Genomic DNA, 17544 nt, shown 5'->3' on the forward strand with positions numbered 1-17544 from the left:
AAAGAATGGTAGTATGTGCAGGTTAACTCTCTGAGAAACCACAACACATGGCCGCTGAATCGCAACTCAATCCTACCCAGCCTGTTAATCAGCAAATCTATCGCATTCTGCGACGTGATATCGTTCACTGCCTGATCCCGCCAGGAACGCCGCTCTCTGAGAAAGAGGTATCCGTCCGTTTTGATGTCTCTCGTCAGCCTGTGCGCGAAGCATTCATTAAACTTGCAGAGAACGGTCTGATTCAGATCCGCCCGCAACGCGGCAGCTATGTAAATAAAATTTCCCTTTCTCAGGTGCGGAACGGCTGTTTTGTCCGTCAGGCGATTGAGTGCGCAGTGGTACGCCGCGCCGCCTCGCTGATTAATGACAACCAGTGTTACCTGCTGGAACAGAATCTTCATCAGCAGCGCATCGCCATCGACCGTAAGCAATTGAACGACTTTTTCCAGCTTGATGATGAATTTCATCAGAAGCTGGCTCAAATCGCTGATTGTCAGCTGGCCTGGGATACCATTGAAAATATCAAAGCCACCATTGACCGCGTGCGCTACATGAGCCTTGATCATGTCTCACCACCGGAAATGTTACTCCGACAACACCATGATATTTTTAATGCACTGGAAAAGCGTGACACCGACGCTGTTGAAAAAGCCATGACGCTGCACCTGCAGGAAATTAGCGAATCTGTGCAGTTAATTCGTCAGGAAAATAGCGACTGGTTCAGCGAAGACTAAATTCGCCGCCCCCTTTCGGTTGCGGCGTAGTGATTAACGAACGACTAATACCGGGATACTGGCATAGCGCAGGATGGATTCGGCGTTCGAACCGAGCAGATGGGTGGTGATACTCGGATTTTTTGATCCGATGACGATAACATCATATTCCCCTTCTTTGCTGAGCTTGATTATTTCATCGCGCACATTACCGAAGCGTACTACGCAGTGAATATCTTCCGGGGCGATATCGAATAACCGCTTGAGGTCCGTCATCTTTTTTTCGGACTCGGCGGTCATATACGCTTCAAACTTTCTGATATCGGCATTAAATCCACGTAACAATGACCGGCTGCTGCCCGGCAGAATATTAACCAGCGTAATCGACGCGCCTTCCGCCTTTGCCAGATTAGCCGCGTGGCGTACTGCTTTGTCGCTCAAGTCCATTTCAAACACATCAACAGGCATCAAAATCTTTTTATACATAAGCCTGACTCCCTTATTCCAGTGAAAGGATTATTTCCTGATCCAAGTTTGACATCTGCAATATAAACGAAGCCTCAACACTTACCTGCAGAAACTATCATTCTGCGAAAATAACTGTCCAGTTTGTAAATTGCTGTCCTGAACTGTCAGCAGCCACCAATAGTGAGAAAAAAGTGTGAGTTTGATCAAAAACAAAAAAACGAAGTGCAGACAGGCGTATTTATAGTGCCCCGTGAACGACAAAACCAGAATAGCGCCGTAACGGATACGTTAGAGAGGAGAAAATACCATGATGACATACGACCGAAACCGCAACGCAATTACGACCGGCAGCCGGGTCATGATCAACGGCACAGGACACACTGGTGTAATTAAAGCGATTCACAGCAACGGCCTTGATGCCGCACAGGTGCGTCGCAGCAAAACGGTTGAAGTGGAAGGATGCGAAGGTAAGTTTGAACCGATTGAACTGATTCGCCTGGGAATGCACTAAAACGTGCAAATCATGCCGCCGCGAACGGCGGCATGTGATGCGTTACAGCTGCGCCGCGTACTGCGCAACCGTTGCTTTCGCGCCTTTCTGAAGTAATGTCTTGTACGCCGCCATCACCGCGTCAACAAACACCGCTTCCTTCGGTAATTCTGTTCCAAAGATAGCCTCAATACCCAACAACGCTTTCACGCGGCTTTCACCTTCTGCACTGCCGTTTACGGCTGCCTGGATCACCGCCAGCTGCGGATCGCTCACTTCAATGGCGTTCCCCTGCTCGTCCACGCCACCGACATAGCGCATCCACCCCGCCACACCAAGTGCCAGCAGCGGGAAGTCTTTCTGGTGCACCAGGTGCCAGCGCACGGAATCGAGCATACGCTGCGGGAGCTTTTGGCTGCCATCCATCGCAATCTGCCATGTCCGGTGACGCAGAGCCGGGTTGCTGTAGCGCGCGATCAGCAGATCGGCATAGTGACCTAAATCGACCCCTTTCACTTTGAGCGTAGGGGCCTGCTCTTTCAGCATTAGCGCGTGCGCGGCTGTACGGTAGTTCGCGTCTTCCATGCAGTCGTTAATGTGCTGATAACCAGCCAGATACCCAAGGTACGCCAGGAAAGAGTGGCTGCCGTTGAGCATACGCAACTTCATTTCCTCAAACGGAATAACGTCAGACACCAGTTCAGCACCGGCTTTTTCCCACTCTGGCCGTCCGGCGACAAAATTATCTTCTACCACCCACTGACGGAACGGTTCACAGGCCACACCTGCCGGATCACGCACGCCGGTCAGCTGTTCGATTTTATCCAGCGTTTCCGCAGTCACCGCCGGAACAATACGATCCACCATCGTTGACGGGAAGGTCACATTGGCTTCAATCCAGTCTGCCAGCTCACCGTCCACAGCGCGTGCATAAGCACAGGTGACGTTTCGCATGACGTGACCGTTTTCCGGCATATTGTCGCAGGACATCACGCTGAAGGCTGGCAAACCCGCCGCTTTACGACGCGCCAGTGCTTCAACCACAACGCCCGGCGCAGATTTAGGCTGGTGCGGATTTTGCAAATCCGCAGCGATAAACGGGTGATCGAGCATTAATTGCCCGGTGGCCGGTGAGTGGCAGTAACCTTTCTCTGTGATAGTCAGTGATACAATCGCCACCTGCGGTTCACACATCGCCGCCAGCACGCTCTCCAGCCCGTCAACCTGCGCGTGCAGCGCATTTTTTACCACGCCGACCACGCGTGAAGTCCAGGCATCGGCTGACATTTCCGCCACGGTATAGAGGTTGTCCTGCGCCTTAAGATCGGCAATCTGTTGCTCGCCGCCAATCAGGTTTACTTCGCAGTAGCCCCAGTCGCTGCCGTGTTCAGCAGCAAGGATATCGGTATAGACTGCCTGGTGCGCACGGTGAAACGCACCGAATCCTAAATGCACAATACGTGCGTTGAGACGCTCACGGTCGTAATGAGGAAGTGTCGCCTTCGCCTGTAATAATCGGTTTTCCATGATTGTGACTCGTAAATGTAATTGAGGATCGTTTTGCCGCCGCGGCCACGTTACCGCTCGACCTGCTGACTACACCAACTAGAATGGTAGTTAATGCGTTATTTCTTTACCCGTAACCATACTGAATGTGCTGGTCTGAATATTGATTTACATTAACTTTCTTCTAATTGGTGTGATACAAACTTCAAGTTGTGTGACATCTAAGGCAATAGATGTAAACCAGGTTAGCTCACTGACGACGACCGGACTGCCACGCTATCTTCTGCATGCTCAGGCTCACGGCACAACGAATCGTAGGAATAGCCAGTAAGATCTTCCACCACGCGACGTGCCTCAGGCGTGGCATGCTGCGGTGAACCTTTTGCTTTCAGTCGCTCCAGTTCATCAACAAAAATTTTATGCGTGCGTTTGTTCAAATGGAATGTTAATGCCTGCCACAGAGCAAGGATCAGCAGCCCCGCAGTGCCGATAAACATCAACATAGCGATAGTGTGAATAGCTTCCGGCGGTTGCGTCTGGCTTCCTTTCACGAACCCACCGTTTTGCAGCAGGAGGCCAACAATAAAGGTGGCGATAGCAACGGTGGTTTTGCGGGAGAAGGTCATCACAGCGGCAAACAGCCCTTCCCGACGCTGGTGGCTTACCATTTCGTCGATGTCTGGAATAAACGGGAATACGTTCCACGGCGTAAATTCCAGCACGCAGCGCCCAACCTGATACAAACCCGCCAGAATAACCAGCGTCGCGACAGTATTCAGTGCCGGGATCTGGTACACAGCAAAGAACCCGCCCAGGCAGAGCATCATCAGAGAGTAGGCAAAGACATACAGTTTCGACGGGCCAAACTTAATGATCCCGATACCGGCAATCAGGGTAACCGGCAACCCGACGATACTCATCGACAGCAGGCTGCCTGCCAGCGAAGAAGAAACATTCAGACAATAAACACAGAAGAAGACGAATACGGTGTTGTAAACATCCTTTCCGGTAAAAGAGAGCAGGTATATCGCCAGATGTTTTCTGAATGCACGAATTTTAAGGGTAGAACCATAATCTTTAAACAGACGTCCAAATGCAGCTAACTTTTCAGCCAGCGTTTTTTGCCGCTCGGTTTTTTCAAGCTCAGCCAGCATTTCAGGAGTCAGTTCGCGTTCCCATGTCACTTTCCAGGAGATAAATACGCAAATCATAAACAACACGGCAAAGATCACACCGTTAATAAGATAGGCTTCGGCACTTTTTTCACCAAAGTAGCCAATGAGTAAGCCTGGAATAAACGTTGCCAGAAATGTTCCGGATGCAGAGAGAAACATGCGACAGGTTGACAGCTTCGTTCTCTGGTTAAAATCTTTGGTCATCTCCGAAGGTAATGTTTCCCAGGGGATCAAGACCATCGCGGCAATAATTTCAAACGCCAGGTAGACTGCAAGATAAAAACCATACGTCATACCATCAAGCCAGAGTAAGGCATACACCAGCATCAGCGGTGCCCCGATCAGCAAGAAGAAACGGCGGCGACCGAATTTCTTCCCGAAATAATTCTTATAAAAGTGATCGGTATAACTCCCCATAAAAAGACTGACGACAGCATCGACAATCCTGGCAATAGCAACTATCGATGCCGCTTCGACAGGTGACAAACCCACAAATGTCGTATAAAAAAACAGTAGCCAGGCACCAATGACGGTAAATGCACCACCGCCCATAATGTCTGTTAATCCATACCCAATACTGACCGGGATGGTTACATTTTTATTTTTGCGTAACATGTTCTATCCCCACTCTAAGAGTAGTTATTTAAAATTTAAAATAGTTATGAGCGTTATCGTGGCAAATATTGCTTATCATTTTTGTGAGTATCTTGTTATTATCGGGGACTTCCCCTTTTTCTACCCAACCGCCAATTAAATTACACAAGATCCTGCGAAAATAATCATGCCGGGTATAAGAAACCAGACTTCTTGAATCTGTGAGCATACCGACAAAATTCATTAACAAACCCTGGTCGGCAAGACTATTAAGTTGATTTTCCATCCCCCGCCGCGTGTCGTTAAACCACCAACCGGAACCAAACTGCATCGGCGACTTCACGCCGAGTTCAGCAGACTGGAAATTGGCAATGGTAGAGGCAACGATATCGTTATAACTGGCATTAAGGTTATAGAGTATTGTTTTGGGTAGCCCTCCATTCTGTGACATGGCATCTAAAAGCCCGTTCAGGCTTGAAGCCAGATGAGACTGATCGGTTATGGAATCGAACCCGGTATTCAGCCCCAACGTCTGGTACATCCGGGTATTATTATTGCGAATCGCACCAAAGTGAATTTGCATCGCCCAGTTGTGCTGTTTATAGTGCTTTGCCAGCATAATAAATATGGCACTGTCCAGAACCGCATTATCCAGATGATTAATCCCCTCCCCTTTGCATTTGCGCGCAAAAATGGCTTCAACCGATTGTTCATCGGCAGCCTGATAATGTATTTCGACCGGGCCGTGATCAGAAATACGGCATCCCATTTCATGGAAATAATCAATACGCATTCCGAGCGCGGTAGAGAAATCAGAAAACGAATGAATATTTACCCCTGTCAGCGCGGATAATCGTTCAACAAAGGTGGCAAACTGCGCCGGACTTTCTGCAAAAACATCATCCGGACGGAACGTAGGCAGCACCTTCACTGAAAATGTTTCGTCGTCACGCAATAGCTGGTGGTAGTGCAATGTGTCCAGCGGTGAATCTGTGGTACAGATCACTTCGACGTTTGAACGGTTAATCAGCTCCCGAGGCGCAAAATCGGGGCGTTGCAATAAACGATTGCAGTGCTCCATAATGTCACGCCAGTTATGGCTACCAAGCTGCTCGTCACAGAAGAAGTAATGACTCAGTTCTAAATGCGTCCAGTGATAAAGCGGATTACCAAAACTGGCTTCTACCGTTTCCGCCCATGCAGCGAACTTTTCCTCCGGTGAGGCATTTCCGGTAATGTATTTTTCGTCGATACCGTTCGCACGCATCGCTCGCCATTTATAGTGATCGCCACCCAGCCAGAGCTGAGTCATATTCTCTGCGTTTTTATTCTCGAATATCTCTTTGGCATCAAGATGGCAGTGATAGTCGATAATAGGTAAGTTTTTGGCAACGTTTTGATATAAGCGTAAGCCCGTTGCATTGCCAATCATAAAATTATCGTTAATAAAACTCATAACAGCGCTCCATATTTTTGATTCTCTCCGGCCTTGCCTTTGTGAGCTTTTGCTTCAGCCGCATCTTCCGCCTCGCTCAAATCGCGGTCGCGTACTTCCGGCATTAACACCGCAGAGATCAACCCAATCAGCGAGTACGCCACCAGCATCGCAACAATGGGCCACCAGGAACCGGTCATATTGCAGAAGATCCCCGCCAGCACCGGGCCAAAGCCGACCGCCACCAGCCCCCCCGCCTCTTTCGAGATAGCCATGCGGGTAAAGCGATTACGTGAGCCAAACATTTCCGCCATAGTGATATTTTCCAGCGCGAATAACCCCAGCACCGCAACGTTATGGATGACGATGATGGACATCATGATCACACCCGGCGCATAGCTTTTATCAACGATAATCGACAGCATCGGGTAGGCCAGAATAATGGCGGAGATGTTGAGAATGATGTACGGCAGACGACGCCCGACTTTGTCAGACAGCCAGCCCAACAGCGGGATAGAGATAAAGCCGAGGATGGAACTGATCATCAGCGCGTCGGTAGGAATTGCTTTATCGAACAGTAATGACTGCACCAGATAACCGGCAAGAAACGTCTGGATCAAACCTGAATTGCCCGCCTGACCAAAGCGCAAGCCGGTCGCCAGCCAGAAGGATTTGCTTCTGAACATTGCCCCCAGGGATGTCTCCTGCGCAACCGCTGGTGTCGCCGCGTCAGCATCGTTCACCTTTTCAAATACCGGGCTCTCTTTGAGGTTCATTCGCAGCCAGATGGCAAAAATCATCACCACCACGCTTGCGAGGAAAGGCACACGCCAGCCCCAGGCAACCAGATCTTCACGATCGAGGGCAAAAAACATAACCGCCCAAATCGCCGTCGCGCTCAGGGTCCCGCAGTTAGTCCCCATCGCCACCAGCGACGAGATGATGCCGCGTTTCCCTTTCGGTGCATACTCCGCCAGCATGGTTCCCGCACCGGAGATTTCCGCCCCTGCACCCAGCCCCTGAATAATACGCAGCGTCACCAGTAGCACCGGCGCGAAAATCCCAATCTGCGCATAGGTCGGCAGCACACCGATCAGCGTGGTACAGATCCCCATCATGGTAATGGTGATAAACAGCACCTTCTTACGACCGATACTGTCGCCCATTCTGCCGAAAATAAAGGCTCCGACGATACGCGCAATATAGCCCGCGCCGTAGGTCCCCATCGCCAGAATCAGCGCCATTGCAGCTGACTGTTCAGGGAAGAAGATTTCATGGAATACCAAAGCAGCGCCCAGCGAGTAGAGCTGGAAATCCATAAACTCCAGAGCGGTGCCCAGCCAGCCAGAAACGGCGGCTTTCACCAGATCTGAAGTCGTTCTTTGAGGTTGTGCTTGAGTCATAATAGCTATCTCTGAAAGGTAAGATGCGTACCACTCAGAGCCTGTCTGTGCAGGCTCTTAACCGCTGTGTTTTTATTAGCCGAACGTGAGCAAGACTTTGCAGCACTGCCGCTGGTCTTTTTCAAACAGTTCGATTGCGTCTGTTACGTGGTGATAGTCAAAGGTATGGGTAATCAGTTTTTCCGGGTCGATCAGCCCCTTTTCCAGCCAGTCGATAACGACCGGGAATTTGTTGGCGTTCAGGCGCGAGGAGAATATCGACAGCTCTTTCCCGGTGATCCCCTGCTGGACAATCTGGCTTGGGTCACTGGAAAAGCCCATCAGCACGATACGTGCCGCCGGCGAAGCCAGCGCGATCGCCTCCTGCAGAATCGACGGATGACAGGCGGCATCAATAATTAACGTCGGTTTGATCCCTTTTTCTTCCAGGGCAGCCTGTAACGGCTGTTCGCCATTGTTAAATACCCAATCCGCGCCGCTGCGCTGCGCCATCGCCAGCCGCTCGTCAATCCGGTCGACCACGATAACCTGCTTCACCTTGTAGACGCCTTTCAGCGCCTGTACGGTGACCAGCCCCATCGGACCTGCGCCGTAGATCAGCGCAACATCCTGCTCCGTTGGTTTTGCCTGGCCCGTCACGTTCGCAGCAATGGTAAACGGCTCCACCATTACGGCGTGCTTGTCTGAAATAGCATCCGGAATAGGCCAGGCGTTTTTTGCCGGAACCACGGCATATTCGCTGAAACCGCCGTCACGGTGGACACCCAGCACCACCAGCGAGGTGCAGACGTTGGGTTTACCCACCGAGCATGGGTAACAGTGGCCGCAGCTGATCACCGGGTCGACCGAAACGCGCTGGCCCAGGCGGGAACGCTCAACGCCCTCGCCTACGGCATCAATCACGCCGAAGAACTCATGGCCGATGACGCGCGGGTATTTGGCAAACGGGTTATGACCACGGTAAATATGGCTGTCTGAACCGCAGATCCCCGCCAGCGTGATTTTGACGCGCACGTCCCCGGCGGCAGGCTCAGGGAGCGGGCGTTCTTCAATTACCAGTTCATTCGGCTGTTGAATGACTACGCTTTTCATCGTTCACTCCTTTTACCAGTTCCACAGGGTGCCATCTTCAAGGCGAGCTACGGGCAGGTAAGCCGGGTCGTATGGATATTTCGCCGCCAGTTTTTCGTCAAACTCAATGCCAAGCCCTGGTTTATCGCCTGGGTGCATATAGCCGTTGTCGAAGCTCCAGCTGTGCGGGAAGACTTCCAGCATCTGCTCGGAGTAGCCCATATATTCCTGTACGCCAAAGTTTGGCACCCACAGGTCGAAATGCAGCGCGGCAGCGTGGCAAATCGGCGACAGATCTGACGGGCCGTGTGAACCGGTACGCACCTGGTAGAGTGAGGCGAAGTCCGCAATACGACGCATCCCCGTGATGCCGCCCGCATGAGTAATGGTGGTGCGGATGTAGTCGATAAGCTGTTCTTCGATGAGCTGTTTGCAGTCCCAGATGCTGTTGAACACCTCGCCCACGGCGATCGGCGTAACGGTGTGCTGGCGGATGAGACGGAAACATTCCTGATTTTCCGCAGGGGTTGGATCTTCCATCCAGAACATGCGGAACTCTTCAATGCTTTTACCAAAGCGCGCCGCTTCGATAGGCGTCAGGCGATGGTGCATGTCGTGTAGCAAATGTTCATGGAAACCAAATTTGCTGCGCACCGCATCAAACAGTTTCGGCGTGAAGTCGAGGTACTTCTCAGTAGACCAGAGCTGCTCTTCCGGCCAGTTACCTTTGGTGGCAGGCTCATAGGCCAGCCCTTTCCCTTTGGACATGCCGTAGGTGGTTTTCATCCCTGGCACACCGCACTGAACACGGATAGCCTTAAAGCCCATCTCTTTGTGACGGGCGTAATCTTCCAGCACGTCATCAATGGTGTGGCCGGTTGTGTGGCAATAGACCATCACCCCTTCGCGGGATGCGCCGCCCAAAAGCTGGTACAGCGGCATGTTGGCGGCTTTCGCTTTGATATCCCACAGCGCCATATCTACAGCGGAGATCGCCGACATAGTGACCGGGCCGCGACGCCAGTAAGCGCCTTTGTAGAAAAACTGCCAGATATCTTCGATACGGTGCGCATCGCGGCCAATCAGCTGCGGGCAGAGGTGGTCTTTCAGGTAAGAGGCAACGGAGAGTTCACGTCCGTTCAGTGTGGCATCACCAAGACCGACGATCCCCTCGTCGGTGGTGATTTTTAGGGTGACAAAGTTACGCCCTGGGCAGGTAACAAAAACTTCAGCCCCGACAATCTTCATAATCCAGTTCCTTACATCGTTCGTTGTGATGCAGGAAATTTACGCAACTACACTACTACCATACAAGTATAATGATCATAAAATCAGCGAGCGATCACAAAACGAGGGCGCTTAAGCGCGCCCCCAGCCTGCCACAATGATCAGCATGCCGCACAGCGCAACCCCTGCACCAGCCCAGTCGTATACGCTGAGTTTGACGCCATCGACCACGCGCAGCCACAGCAGCGCTGTGCAGACATACACGCCGCCATAAGCAGCATAGACCCGCCCGCTGGCGGCCGGATGCAGCGTTAACAGCCAGACAAACAGCGCCAGTGCCACACCCGCCGGGACAAGCAGCAGCACCGCTCCCCCCTTCTTCAGCCAGAGCCAGGGTAAAAAGCAACCGATGATTTCACACAGCGCGGTGGCAAAAAATAACAGTGTCGTTTTGAACATGTATGAGGTTATGTGAGGATTGATTTAAACATCATACCCGATAATAGCCTTTACTTTTCCATACCTGCGGCGCGGGTATGCCGACATTTCGGTTTGGTGTAGAATTCGGATTGGGTATACCGCATATCTGCATCGTTTTTAAAGGAACACGCTATGACTACATTAAGCAAACGCCTTTGTCTGACAGCATTGCTCGCGCTGTCAACGTTCACCTTTGCCGCAGCAGCGACTGCCGAAACCAGCAAGCTCATTATTGAATCTGGTGACAGTGCGCAAAGCCGTCAGAACGCCGCCATGGACAAAGAACAATGGAATGACACCCGCAGCCTTCGTCAGAAAGTGAACAAACGTGCTGAAAAAGAGTGGGATAAAGAAGATGTCGCCTTTGATGCGCGTGATAAGTGCCAGCAAAGTGCTAACGTCAATGCCTACTGGGAGCCAAACACCCTGCGCTGCCTGGATCGTCGTACCGGCCGCACGGTTGCACCTTAATCTCACGGAGTGAAAATGGCTGATATATCAGACGTTAAACTTCGTCCGCTGGAGCGCGAGGATCTGCGCTTCGTCCACCAGCTCGACAACAACGCCAGTGTGATGCGCTACTGGTTCGAAGAGCCTTACGAGGCGTTTGTCGAGCTGTCCGATCTTTATGACAAGCACATCCACGATCAAAGCGAACGTCGTTTTGTGGTGGAGTGCGAAGGTGAAAAAGCCGGTCTGGTCGAACTGGTTGAGATTAACCACGTTCATCGTCGGGCAGAGTTCCAGATCATTATTTCCACGGAACATCAGGGAAAAGGTCTCGCCACGCGGGCGGCAAAGCTGGCGATGGATTACGGATTTAACGTCCTGAATCTCTACAAGCTCTACCTCATCGTGGATAAAGAGAACGAAAAAGCGATCCACATTTACCGTAAACTGGGCTTTATGGTAGAGGGCGAACTGATCCATGAGTTCTTTATCAATGGCGAGTATCGCAACACCATTCGCATGTGCATCTTCCAGCATCAACATCTGGCCGGGCATAAATCGTCAGGTGCCAGCCTGCTGAAACCGACCGCGCAGTAATCTGCGCGGCTCTTACTCAATAGTAATCAATGCTGTTTTTAATGGTGTATTTGCGCTCAATGGCAGGTTTTACGCTGTCATCGACGATCACCAGATCGCAGCTCACCGGGTTGTTATGCCTGTCGTAGTCGCAGCTCTGCTTCACATTGCCCATTGGTTTATCGTTCAGCACACTCACCGCCGTGTAATCCATTCGTTTACGCAGATCCTTTGATGGCGTCGACTGGACGGATAAGTGTTGATCTCCGGATACGGTCGTTTTGCCCAGCGGATAGCCGTCGGTGTCGTAGCGATATTTAACTTCCATCTCTTTACCGTGCGCCGCCACCACGAAGCCATTGTCGTCGGTGTCCCACGTCACACCCGCTGAAGGTAATTCCGCAAGCTGGCATTTCCCCTGCAGCTTCACTTTCTGCTGCTGGGTTTCAGCATCAAGATAATAGTTTGCATCCAGTACCAGTGCGACGCCGGTATTGGCCTCCAGATCGTGCAGCTCCAGGGTATCGAAGCACCCTTCCGTCGACAGGGTGCCGGTCACGCGTTTTGAGACCTCCCCCTTGTCGTTAAACAGGGTCTGGGTAAAGTCTTTGACCGGCCCGCGCAGAGGATCAAAATCAAATTCGTTTGAGAAGCTGGCCATTTCCGGCGTAAATGACAACGGCGCGGAATTGTTATCACATCCCGCCAGTACCATCGTCAAAAGCGCTATTGCTGCGTATTTCTTCACATCATTTACCGATACAGAAAGATTATTCCCAATCATATTAGCAAATACAGATGTTTACACGAACCCTGCTAAAATTAATCTACACACAGAGAAAAGGAGCTACAGATGAAACGGTTAACCTGGATTACCGCCCTGCTGATGTTGAGTGCATCACCGGCCGTACTGGCTGCCCCCGATTCCTGCGAGCGCGTGAAAAGCGACATCCAGCAGAAGATCATTAACAACGGCGTGCCGGAGTCCGGCTTTACGCTTAACATCGTCCCTAACGATCAGGCCGATCAGCCTGATGCACAGGTGGTTGGGCATTGTGCCAATGATACCTTCAAAATTTTGTACACCCGCACAAGTAGCGGTAACTATCCGGTCAGCGGCGCGGGTACTCAGGATAACGCCCCCGCTGAACCACAATGATTTTCTCGACTCAATGCCCTTTCAGTTGACGAGGATTAATATTTAATACCCCCAAATAAGTAACATTCACCCCATCATTAGCCCGGTTGTAATCACGGGTGAAAATAATACGTAATAACAATGATGGGGTGAGTCATGTCCGATGTTGAACATCACGGCGGGATTAGCCGTCGAACTCTGGTTAAATCCACTGCAATAAGTTCACTGGCGCTTGCCGCCGGAGGGCTGTCATTACCGTTTGGTTTGAAAAGGGCCGCTGCCGCGGTGCAAAACGCCATGCAACCTGCGGAAGATAAAGTCGTCTGGGGAGCCTGCTCTGTAAACTGCGGGAGCCGTTGCGCGCTGCGCCTTCACGTGCGTGATGACGAAGTATACTGGGTCGAAACCGACAATACCGGTGATGATATTTACGGCAACCACCAGGTGCGCGCCTGCCTGCGCGGTCGTTCCATTCGCCGCCGCATCAACCACCCGGACCGTCTGAACTACCCGATGAAGCGCGTGGGGAAACGGGGTGAAGGTAAGTTCGAGCGTATCTCCTGGGAAGAAGCGCTGGATACGATCGCCCACAGCCTGAAAGGTGTGGTAGACAAATACGGCAACGAAGCGGTCTACATTAACTACTCATCCGGAATTGTTGGCGGCAATATCACCCGCTCCTCCCCTTATGCTTCGCTGGTGGCACGTCTGATGAACTGCTACGGCGGTTTTTTAAGCCACTATGGAACCTACAGTACCGCGCAAATCGCCTGCGCGATGCCTTACACCTATGGCAGTAATGAGGGCAACAGCACCTCGGATATCGAAAACACAAAACTGGTGGTGATGTTCGGCAACAATCCGGCGGAAACGCGTATGAGCGGCGGCGGGATTACCTATTACCTTGAACAGGCGCGTGAACGTTCTAATGCGCGGATGATTGTTATCGATCCACGCTATACCGACACTGCCGCAGGCCGTGAGGACGAGTGGATACCTATCCGTCCGGGGACGGACGCCGCGCTGGTAAGCGCGCTTGCGTGGGTCTTGATCACCGAAAACCTTGTCGACCAGCCTTTCCTCGATAAATACTGCGTCGGCTACGATGAAAAAACGCTGCCGGAAGGTGCGCCAGCAAACGGACACTACAAAGCCTGGGTCCTCGGTCAGGGTGATGACAACACGGCCAAAACGCCGGAGTGGGCCGCCCGCATTACCGGCATTCCTGCAGACAGAATCATTAAGCTGGCCCGCGAAATCGGCTCCGCTAAACCGGCCTACATTTGCCAGGGCTGGGGTCCACAGCGCCAGGCCAACGGTGAGCAAACCTCTCGCGCCATCGCAATGCTGCCGATCCTCACCGGTAATGTGGGGATCAACGGCGGGAACAGCGGCGCGCGTGAATCCACCTACACCATCACCATCGAACGTATGCCGTTACCGGATAATCCGGTGAAAACGCAGATCTCCTGTTTTAGCTGGACAGATGCCATCGCCCGTGGCCCGGAAATGACCGCCCTGCGCGATGGTGTGCGCGGCAAAGACAAGCTGGATGTGCCGATCAAGTTCATCTGGAACTATGCCGGTAACACCATCATTAACCAGCACTCTGATATCAATAAAACCCACGACATTTTGCAGGACGAAAGCAAGTGCGAAATGATCGTGGTGATCGACAACTTCATGACCTCATCGGCAAAATATGCCGATATTCTGCTGCCGGATTTAATGACCGTTGAGCAGGAAGACATCATTCCTAACGATTATGCAGGCAATATGGGCTATCTGATTTTCCTGCAGCCCGTTACCGCGCCGAAGTTTGAGCGTAAACCAATCTACTGGATCATGAGCGAGGTGGCGAAACGCCTCGGGCCGGATATCCACCAGCGTTTCACCGAAGGCCGGACTCAGGAACAGTGGTTGCAGTATCTGTACGCCAAAATGCTCGAAAAAGATCCGCAACTGCCGTCCTATGACGCGCTGAAAAAAATGGGCATCTACAAGCGCAAAGATCCGGCTGGACACTTTGTGGCTTATAAGAAATTCCGCGATGACCCGGACGCGAATCCATTAAAAACCCCGTCGGGTAAGATTGAGATTTACTCCAGCAAGCTGGCAACTATCGCTGCCACCTGGGAGCTGGAAAAAGATGAAACGATCACCCCACTGCCCGTTTATGCCTCCACCTTTGACGGCTGGGATGCCCCTGAGCGCAGCAAATTCCCGCTACAGATGTTCGGTTTCCACTTCAAGGCCCGCACGCATTCCAGCTACGGCAATGTCGATGTCCTCCAGGCCGCCTGCCGCCAGGAAGTCTGGCTTAACCCGCTTGATGCCGACAAACGCGGCATTAAGAACGGTGATATGGTCCGCGTCTTTAACGATCGCGGCGAGGTGCGTATTCCGGCGAAAGTTACGCCACGCATCATGCCCGGCGTAAGTGCGATGGGCCAGGGAGCCTGGCACGATGCTGACATGAACGGCGATCGCATTGATCACGGTTCGTGCATCAACACGTTAACCACGCACCGCCCGTCACCGCTGGCGAAAGGCAACCCGCAGCACACGAATCTGGTGCAGATCGAGAAGGTGTAAGGAGTAACCGATGACAACCCAGTATGGATTTTTCATTGATTCCAGCCGTTGTACCGGTTGCAAAACCTGCGAGCTGGCCTGTAAAGATTACAAAGACTTAACGCCGGATGTCAGTTTCCGTCGTATTTACGAATACGCGGGCGGTGACTGGCAGGAGGACAACGGCGTCTGGCATCAGAACGTCTTTGCCTATTACCTGTCGATTGCCTGTAACCACTGCGAAGATCCGGCGTGTACCAAAGTCTGCCCGAGCGGTGCGATGCACAAGCGCGACGACGGTTTTGTGGTGGTGGATGAAGATGTCTGCATCGGCTGTCGCTACTGCCATATGGCCTGCCCGTACGGCGCGCCGCAGTACAATGCCGCCAAAGGGCATATGACCAAGTGCGATGGCTGCCACACCCGCGTGGCGGACGGTAAAAAGCCGATCTGCGTGGAATCCTGCCCGCTGCGTGCGCTGGACTTTGGCCCGATAGACGAACTGCGTAAAAAACACGGCCAGCTTGCTGCGGTGGCACCGCTGCCGTCCGCGCACTTCACGAAGCCGAGTATTGTGATTAAACCTAACGCCAACAGCCGTCCGACGGGTGACACCACCGGCTATCTGGCAAACCCGAAGGAGGTGTGAGATGGGAAGTGGATGGCATGAATGGCCGCTGGTGATCTTCACCGTCTTTGGGCAATGCGTGGCCGGCGCGTTAATTGTAAGCGGCTTTGCCTGGTTCAAAGAAAAAGACGAGGCGATAAAATTACGCATTGTACGTAGCATGTTCTTTCTCTGGGTGGTGATGGCGATTGGCTTTTTGGCCTCGGTGCTGCATCTCGGTTCGCCGCTACGCGCATTTAACTCCCTGAACCGCGTCGGTGCCTCAGCGCTCAGTAATGAGATCGCCGCAGGTTCCGTTTTCTTTGCCGTCGGCGGATTCTGGTGGCTGGTCTCCGTCATCGGTAAAATGCCCGCAGCTCTGGGGAAAATCTGGATGATCGTCAGCCAGGTTCTGGGGATTGTCTTTGTCTGGGCCATGACCCGTGTGTATCAAATCGATACCGTGCCAACCTGGTATACGGGTTACACCACGCTGGCCTTTTTCCTGACGCTGGTTCTGGGAGGGCCGCTGTTTGCCGCCCTGTTACTTCGCGTCGCCGGAGCGAGTTTTAAAGGCACACGTACCGCAGCGCTAAGCGCGCTGGCGTTGTTAATCAGCGTGGCTGTCATTGTGCTGCAAAGTAACGATCTGGCGACGATCCACAGCTCGGTTCAGCAGGCAAGCGCCCTGCTACCTGATTATGGTTCATTGCAGATCTGGCGTCTCGTGCTGGTCGCCGCCGGATTAGGCTGCTGGCTGTGCCCGCTTATTCGTCGTCAGGAGCCAAAAACCCTCGGCCTTTGTGCAGGTGTGGTACTGGGGGTGCTGGGTGAGCTGATTGGCCGTGGGCTATTCTATGGACTGCACATGACCACAGGTGTGGCAATTGCGGGTTAACATACGCGCGGCAAGCCGTGCGTGAGTAAGGAACGTTGTAATGAATGAAGTATCAGATCGTGAGTTGTTCGCTTTCAGCGCCAGGGTGCTGGGTGCGCTTTTTTATTTTTCCCCGACCAGCGAGCAAACCGCACCGCTGGTAAATGCCCTTACCCACAGTGACTGGGTGCAGGACTGGCCACTGGCACAGGAAGTGCTGCACCCTGTCGCGGAAGGTTTTAAAACCCCTGCCAGTGAAACGCTGAAAGACGCCTGGCAACGTCTGTTTATTGGCCCCTACGCCCTGCCCGCGCCGCCGTGGGGCTCCGTCTGGTTAGACCGCGAATCTGTCCTGTTTGGTGACTCCACTCTGGCGCTACGCCAGTGGATGCGCGAAAACAATATTGCCTTTGAAATGCAGCAGAACGAGCCGGAAGATCACTTTGGTACGTTACTGCTGCTGGCTGCATGGCTTGCGGAAAATGGTCGCCATACAGAACGTGACCAGCTTCTGGCCTGGCATTTACTGCCGTGGAGCACGCGTTTTCTTTCAGTCTTTGTCGAAAATGCCGCTCACCCGTTCTACACGGCGCTTGGCAAACTCGCGCAGCTCACGCTCGCGGACTGGCAATCCACCTTGCTTATTCCGGTTGCGGATAAGCCGTTATACCGTTAATCACCCTGGTTTGCCCACTAATGGTGGGCAAACCAGGCCTTCCAGCTACTGAATACCGAAAACTTTTGCGCGCTGGTGGCGTTA

The 17544-nt window shown here is 52.5% G+C and carries 18 protein-coding genes; 9 read left to right on the forward strand and 9 right to left on the reverse strand.

The annotated features are described in order from the left end of the window. Positions 1–47 precede the first annotated feature (47 nt). Positions 48–734 (forward strand): GntR family transcriptional regulator, encoded by a 687-nt coding sequence (locus tag ABGB15_RS11250; protein WP_152081005.1) that lies wholly within the window; start codon positions 48–50, stop codon positions 732–734. Positions 735–767: 33 nt separating this feature from the next. On the opposite strand, the gene ABGB15_RS11255 is transcribed toward ABGB15_RS11250, so the two are convergent. Then, positions 768–1199: a universal stress protein gene (locus tag ABGB15_RS11255; RefSeq protein WP_215721987.1), complete on the reverse strand. Its 432-nt coding sequence runs from the start codon at positions 1197–1199 to the stop codon at positions 768–770. 289 nt (positions 1200–1488) lie between these two features. Between ABGB15_RS11255 and ydfZ the strand changes: the two genes are divergently transcribed. Then, a complete protein-coding gene (gene ydfZ / locus ABGB15_RS11260; protein WP_152081003.1) occupies positions 1489–1692 on the forward strand; it encodes a putative selenium delivery protein YdfZ in 204 nt (67 codons plus the stop codon). Positions 1693–1734: 42 nt separating this feature from the next. Here the strand turns inward: ydfZ and ABGB15_RS11265 are convergent, their stop codons facing one another. From ABGB15_RS11265 to ABGB15_RS11295, 7 genes are all read right to left on the reverse strand, one after another. Next, positions 1735–3198, reverse strand: coding sequence for a mannitol dehydrogenase family protein (locus tag ABGB15_RS11265; RefSeq protein ID WP_215721986.1), 1464 nt, complete (start codon positions 3196–3198; stop codon positions 1735–1737). Between the two features lie 224 nt (positions 3199–3422). Further along, the gene (locus ABGB15_RS11270; RefSeq protein WP_215721985.1) at positions 3423–4967 is read right to left on the reverse strand and encodes an MFS transporter; all 1545 of its coding nucleotides are present in this window, start codon (positions 4965–4967) and stop codon (positions 3423–3425) included. Positions 4968–4995: 28 nt separating this feature from the next. After that, positions 4996–6402, reverse strand: coding sequence for a glucuronate isomerase (uxaC, locus tag ABGB15_RS11275; protein WP_215721984.1), 1407 nt, complete (start codon positions 6400–6402; stop codon positions 4996–4998). After that, the gene (locus ABGB15_RS11280; protein WP_215721983.1) at positions 6399–7784 is read right to left on the reverse strand and encodes an MFS transporter; all 1386 of its coding nucleotides are present in this window, start codon (positions 7782–7784) and stop codon (positions 6399–6401) included. The genes uxaC and ABGB15_RS11280 overlap by 4 nt, the downstream gene beginning before the upstream one ends. Positions 7785–7859: 75 nt before the next feature. Then, positions 7860–8876, reverse strand: coding sequence for a Zn-dependent oxidoreductase (locus ABGB15_RS11285; RefSeq protein WP_215721982.1), 1017 nt, complete (start codon positions 8874–8876; stop codon positions 7860–7862). 12 nt (positions 8877–8888) lie between these two features. Further along, on the reverse strand, positions 8889–10103 hold the full coding sequence (gene rspA, locus ABGB15_RS11290) for a starvation-sensing protein RspA (protein WP_152080997.1): 1215 nt from the start codon (positions 10101–10103) through the stop codon (positions 8889–8891). A gap of 111 nt (positions 10104–10214) precedes the next feature. After that, positions 10215–10541 carry a YnfA family protein gene (locus ABGB15_RS11295; RefSeq protein ID WP_215721981.1) on the reverse strand — a complete coding sequence of 109 codons (327 nt, stop codon included), beginning with the start codon at positions 10539–10541 and terminating at the stop codon, positions 10215–10217. Positions 10542–10694: 153 nt separating this feature from the next. Here ABGB15_RS11295 and ABGB15_RS11300 point away from each other — a divergent pair, with 153 nt between their 5' ends. Together ABGB15_RS11300 and speG are read left to right on the forward strand one after the other, a co-directional pair. Further along, positions 10695–11033: a DUF1283 family protein gene (locus ABGB15_RS11300; protein ID WP_152080995.1), complete on the forward strand. Its 339-nt coding sequence runs from the start codon at positions 10695–10697 to the stop codon at positions 11031–11033. 15 nt (positions 11034–11048) lie between these two features. After that, positions 11049–11609, forward strand: a complete 561-nt coding sequence (gene speG, locus ABGB15_RS11305) for a spermidine N1-acetyltransferase (protein ID WP_369064180.1) — start codon at positions 11049–11051, stop codon at positions 11607–11609. Between the two features lie 16 nt (positions 11610–11625). Here speG and ABGB15_RS11310 read toward each other — a convergent pair whose 3' ends face one another. Next, entirely contained in the window at positions 11626–12336 is a 711-nt protein-coding gene (locus tag ABGB15_RS11310; RefSeq protein ID WP_215721991.1) for a YnfC family lipoprotein, read from the reverse strand. A 105-nt stretch (positions 12337–12441) separates the two neighbouring features. Here ABGB15_RS11310 and ABGB15_RS11315 point away from each other — a divergent pair, with 105 nt between their 5' ends. From ABGB15_RS11315 to dmsD, 5 genes are all read left to right on the forward strand, one after another. Then, positions 12442–12747, forward strand: coding sequence for a DUF1161 domain-containing protein (locus tag ABGB15_RS11315; protein WP_152080993.1), 306 nt, complete (start codon positions 12442–12444; stop codon positions 12745–12747). Positions 12748–12882: 135 nt separating this feature from the next. After that, positions 12883–15321 carry a selenate/tellurate reductase subunit YnfE gene (ynfE, locus tag ABGB15_RS11320; protein ID WP_215721980.1) on the forward strand — a complete coding sequence of 813 codons (2439 nt, stop codon included), beginning with the start codon at positions 12883–12885 and terminating at the stop codon, positions 15319–15321. A gap of 10 nt (positions 15322–15331) precedes the next feature. Next, positions 15332–15949, forward strand: coding sequence for a DMSO/selenate family reductase complex B subunit (locus ABGB15_RS11325; RefSeq protein WP_014169373.1), 618 nt, complete (start codon positions 15332–15334; stop codon positions 15947–15949). Between the two features lies 1 nt (position 15950). Then, positions 15951–16805, forward strand: a complete 855-nt coding sequence (locus ABGB15_RS11330; protein WP_369064181.1) for a dimethyl sulfoxide reductase anchor subunit family protein — start codon at positions 15951–15953, stop codon at positions 16803–16805. A 40-nt stretch (positions 16806–16845) separates the two neighbouring features. Further along, positions 16846–17460: a Tat proofreading chaperone DmsD gene (gene dmsD, locus ABGB15_RS11335; RefSeq protein WP_215723265.1), complete on the forward strand. Its 615-nt coding sequence runs from the start codon at positions 16846–16848 to the stop codon at positions 17458–17460. Positions 17461–17544: the final 84 nt, after the last annotated feature.

It is taken from the genome of Enterobacter sp. MALB-1 (assembly GCF_041021625.1).
GTDB classification, from domain to species: domain Bacteria; phylum Pseudomonadota; class Gammaproteobacteria; order Enterobacterales; family Enterobacteriaceae; genus Enterobacter; species Enterobacter oligotrophicus.

What these genes read in the sequence shown, in the direction of transcription:
- ABGB15_RS11250 (WP_152081005.1), top strand. Translation starts at nt 48, where the DNA reads ATGGCCGCTGAATCGCAACTCAATCCTACCCAGCCTGTTAATCAGCAA.
- ABGB15_RS11255 (WP_215721987.1), bottom strand. Translation starts at nt 1,199, where the DNA reads ATGTATAAAAAGATTTTGATGCCTGTTGATGTGTTTGAAATGGACTTG.
- ydfZ (WP_152081003.1), top strand. Translation starts at nt 1,489, where the DNA reads ATGATGACATACGACCGAAACCGCAACGCAATTACGACCGGCAGCCGG.
- ABGB15_RS11265 (WP_215721986.1), bottom strand. Translation starts at nt 3,198, where the DNA reads ATGGAAAACCGATTATTACAGGCGAAGGCGACACTTCCTCATTACGAC.
- ABGB15_RS11270 (WP_215721985.1), bottom strand. Translation starts at nt 4,967, where the DNA reads ATGTTACGCAAAAATAAAAATGTAACCATCCCGGTCAGTATTGGGTAT.
- uxaC (WP_215721984.1), bottom strand. Translation starts at nt 6,402, where the DNA reads ATGAGTTTTATTAACGATAATTTTATGATTGGCAATGCAACGGGCTTA.
- ABGB15_RS11280 (WP_215721983.1), bottom strand. Translation starts at nt 7,784, where the DNA reads ATGACTCAAGCACAACCTCAAAGAACGACTTCAGATCTGGTGAAAGCC.
- ABGB15_RS11285 (WP_215721982.1), bottom strand. Translation starts at nt 8,876, where the DNA reads ATGAAAAGCGTAGTCATTCAACAGCCGAATGAACTGGTAATTGAAGAA.
- rspA (WP_152080997.1), bottom strand. Translation starts at nt 10,103, where the DNA reads ATGAAGATTGTCGGGGCTGAAGTTTTTGTTACCTGCCCAGGGCGTAAC.
- ABGB15_RS11295 (WP_215721981.1), bottom strand. Translation starts at nt 10,541, where the DNA reads ATGTTCAAAACGACACTGTTATTTTTTGCCACCGCGCTGTGTGAAATC.
- ABGB15_RS11300 (WP_152080995.1), top strand. Translation starts at nt 10,695, where the DNA reads ATGACTACATTAAGCAAACGCCTTTGTCTGACAGCATTGCTCGCGCTG.
- speG (WP_369064180.1), top strand. Translation starts at nt 11,049, where the DNA reads ATGGCTGATATATCAGACGTTAAACTTCGTCCGCTGGAGCGCGAGGAT.
- ABGB15_RS11315 (WP_152080993.1), top strand. Translation starts at nt 12,442, where the DNA reads ATGAAACGGTTAACCTGGATTACCGCCCTGCTGATGTTGAGTGCATCA.
- ynfE (WP_215721980.1), top strand. Translation starts at nt 12,883, where the DNA reads ATGTCCGATGTTGAACATCACGGCGGGATTAGCCGTCGAACTCTGGTT.
- ABGB15_RS11325 (WP_014169373.1), top strand. Translation starts at nt 15,332, where the DNA reads ATGACAACCCAGTATGGATTTTTCATTGATTCCAGCCGTTGTACCGGT.
- ABGB15_RS11330 (WP_369064181.1), top strand. Translation starts at nt 15,951, where the DNA reads ATGGGAAGTGGATGGCATGAATGGCCGCTGGTGATCTTCACCGTCTTT.
- dmsD (WP_215723265.1), top strand. Translation starts at nt 16,846, where the DNA reads ATGAATGAAGTATCAGATCGTGAGTTGTTCGCTTTCAGCGCCAGGGTG.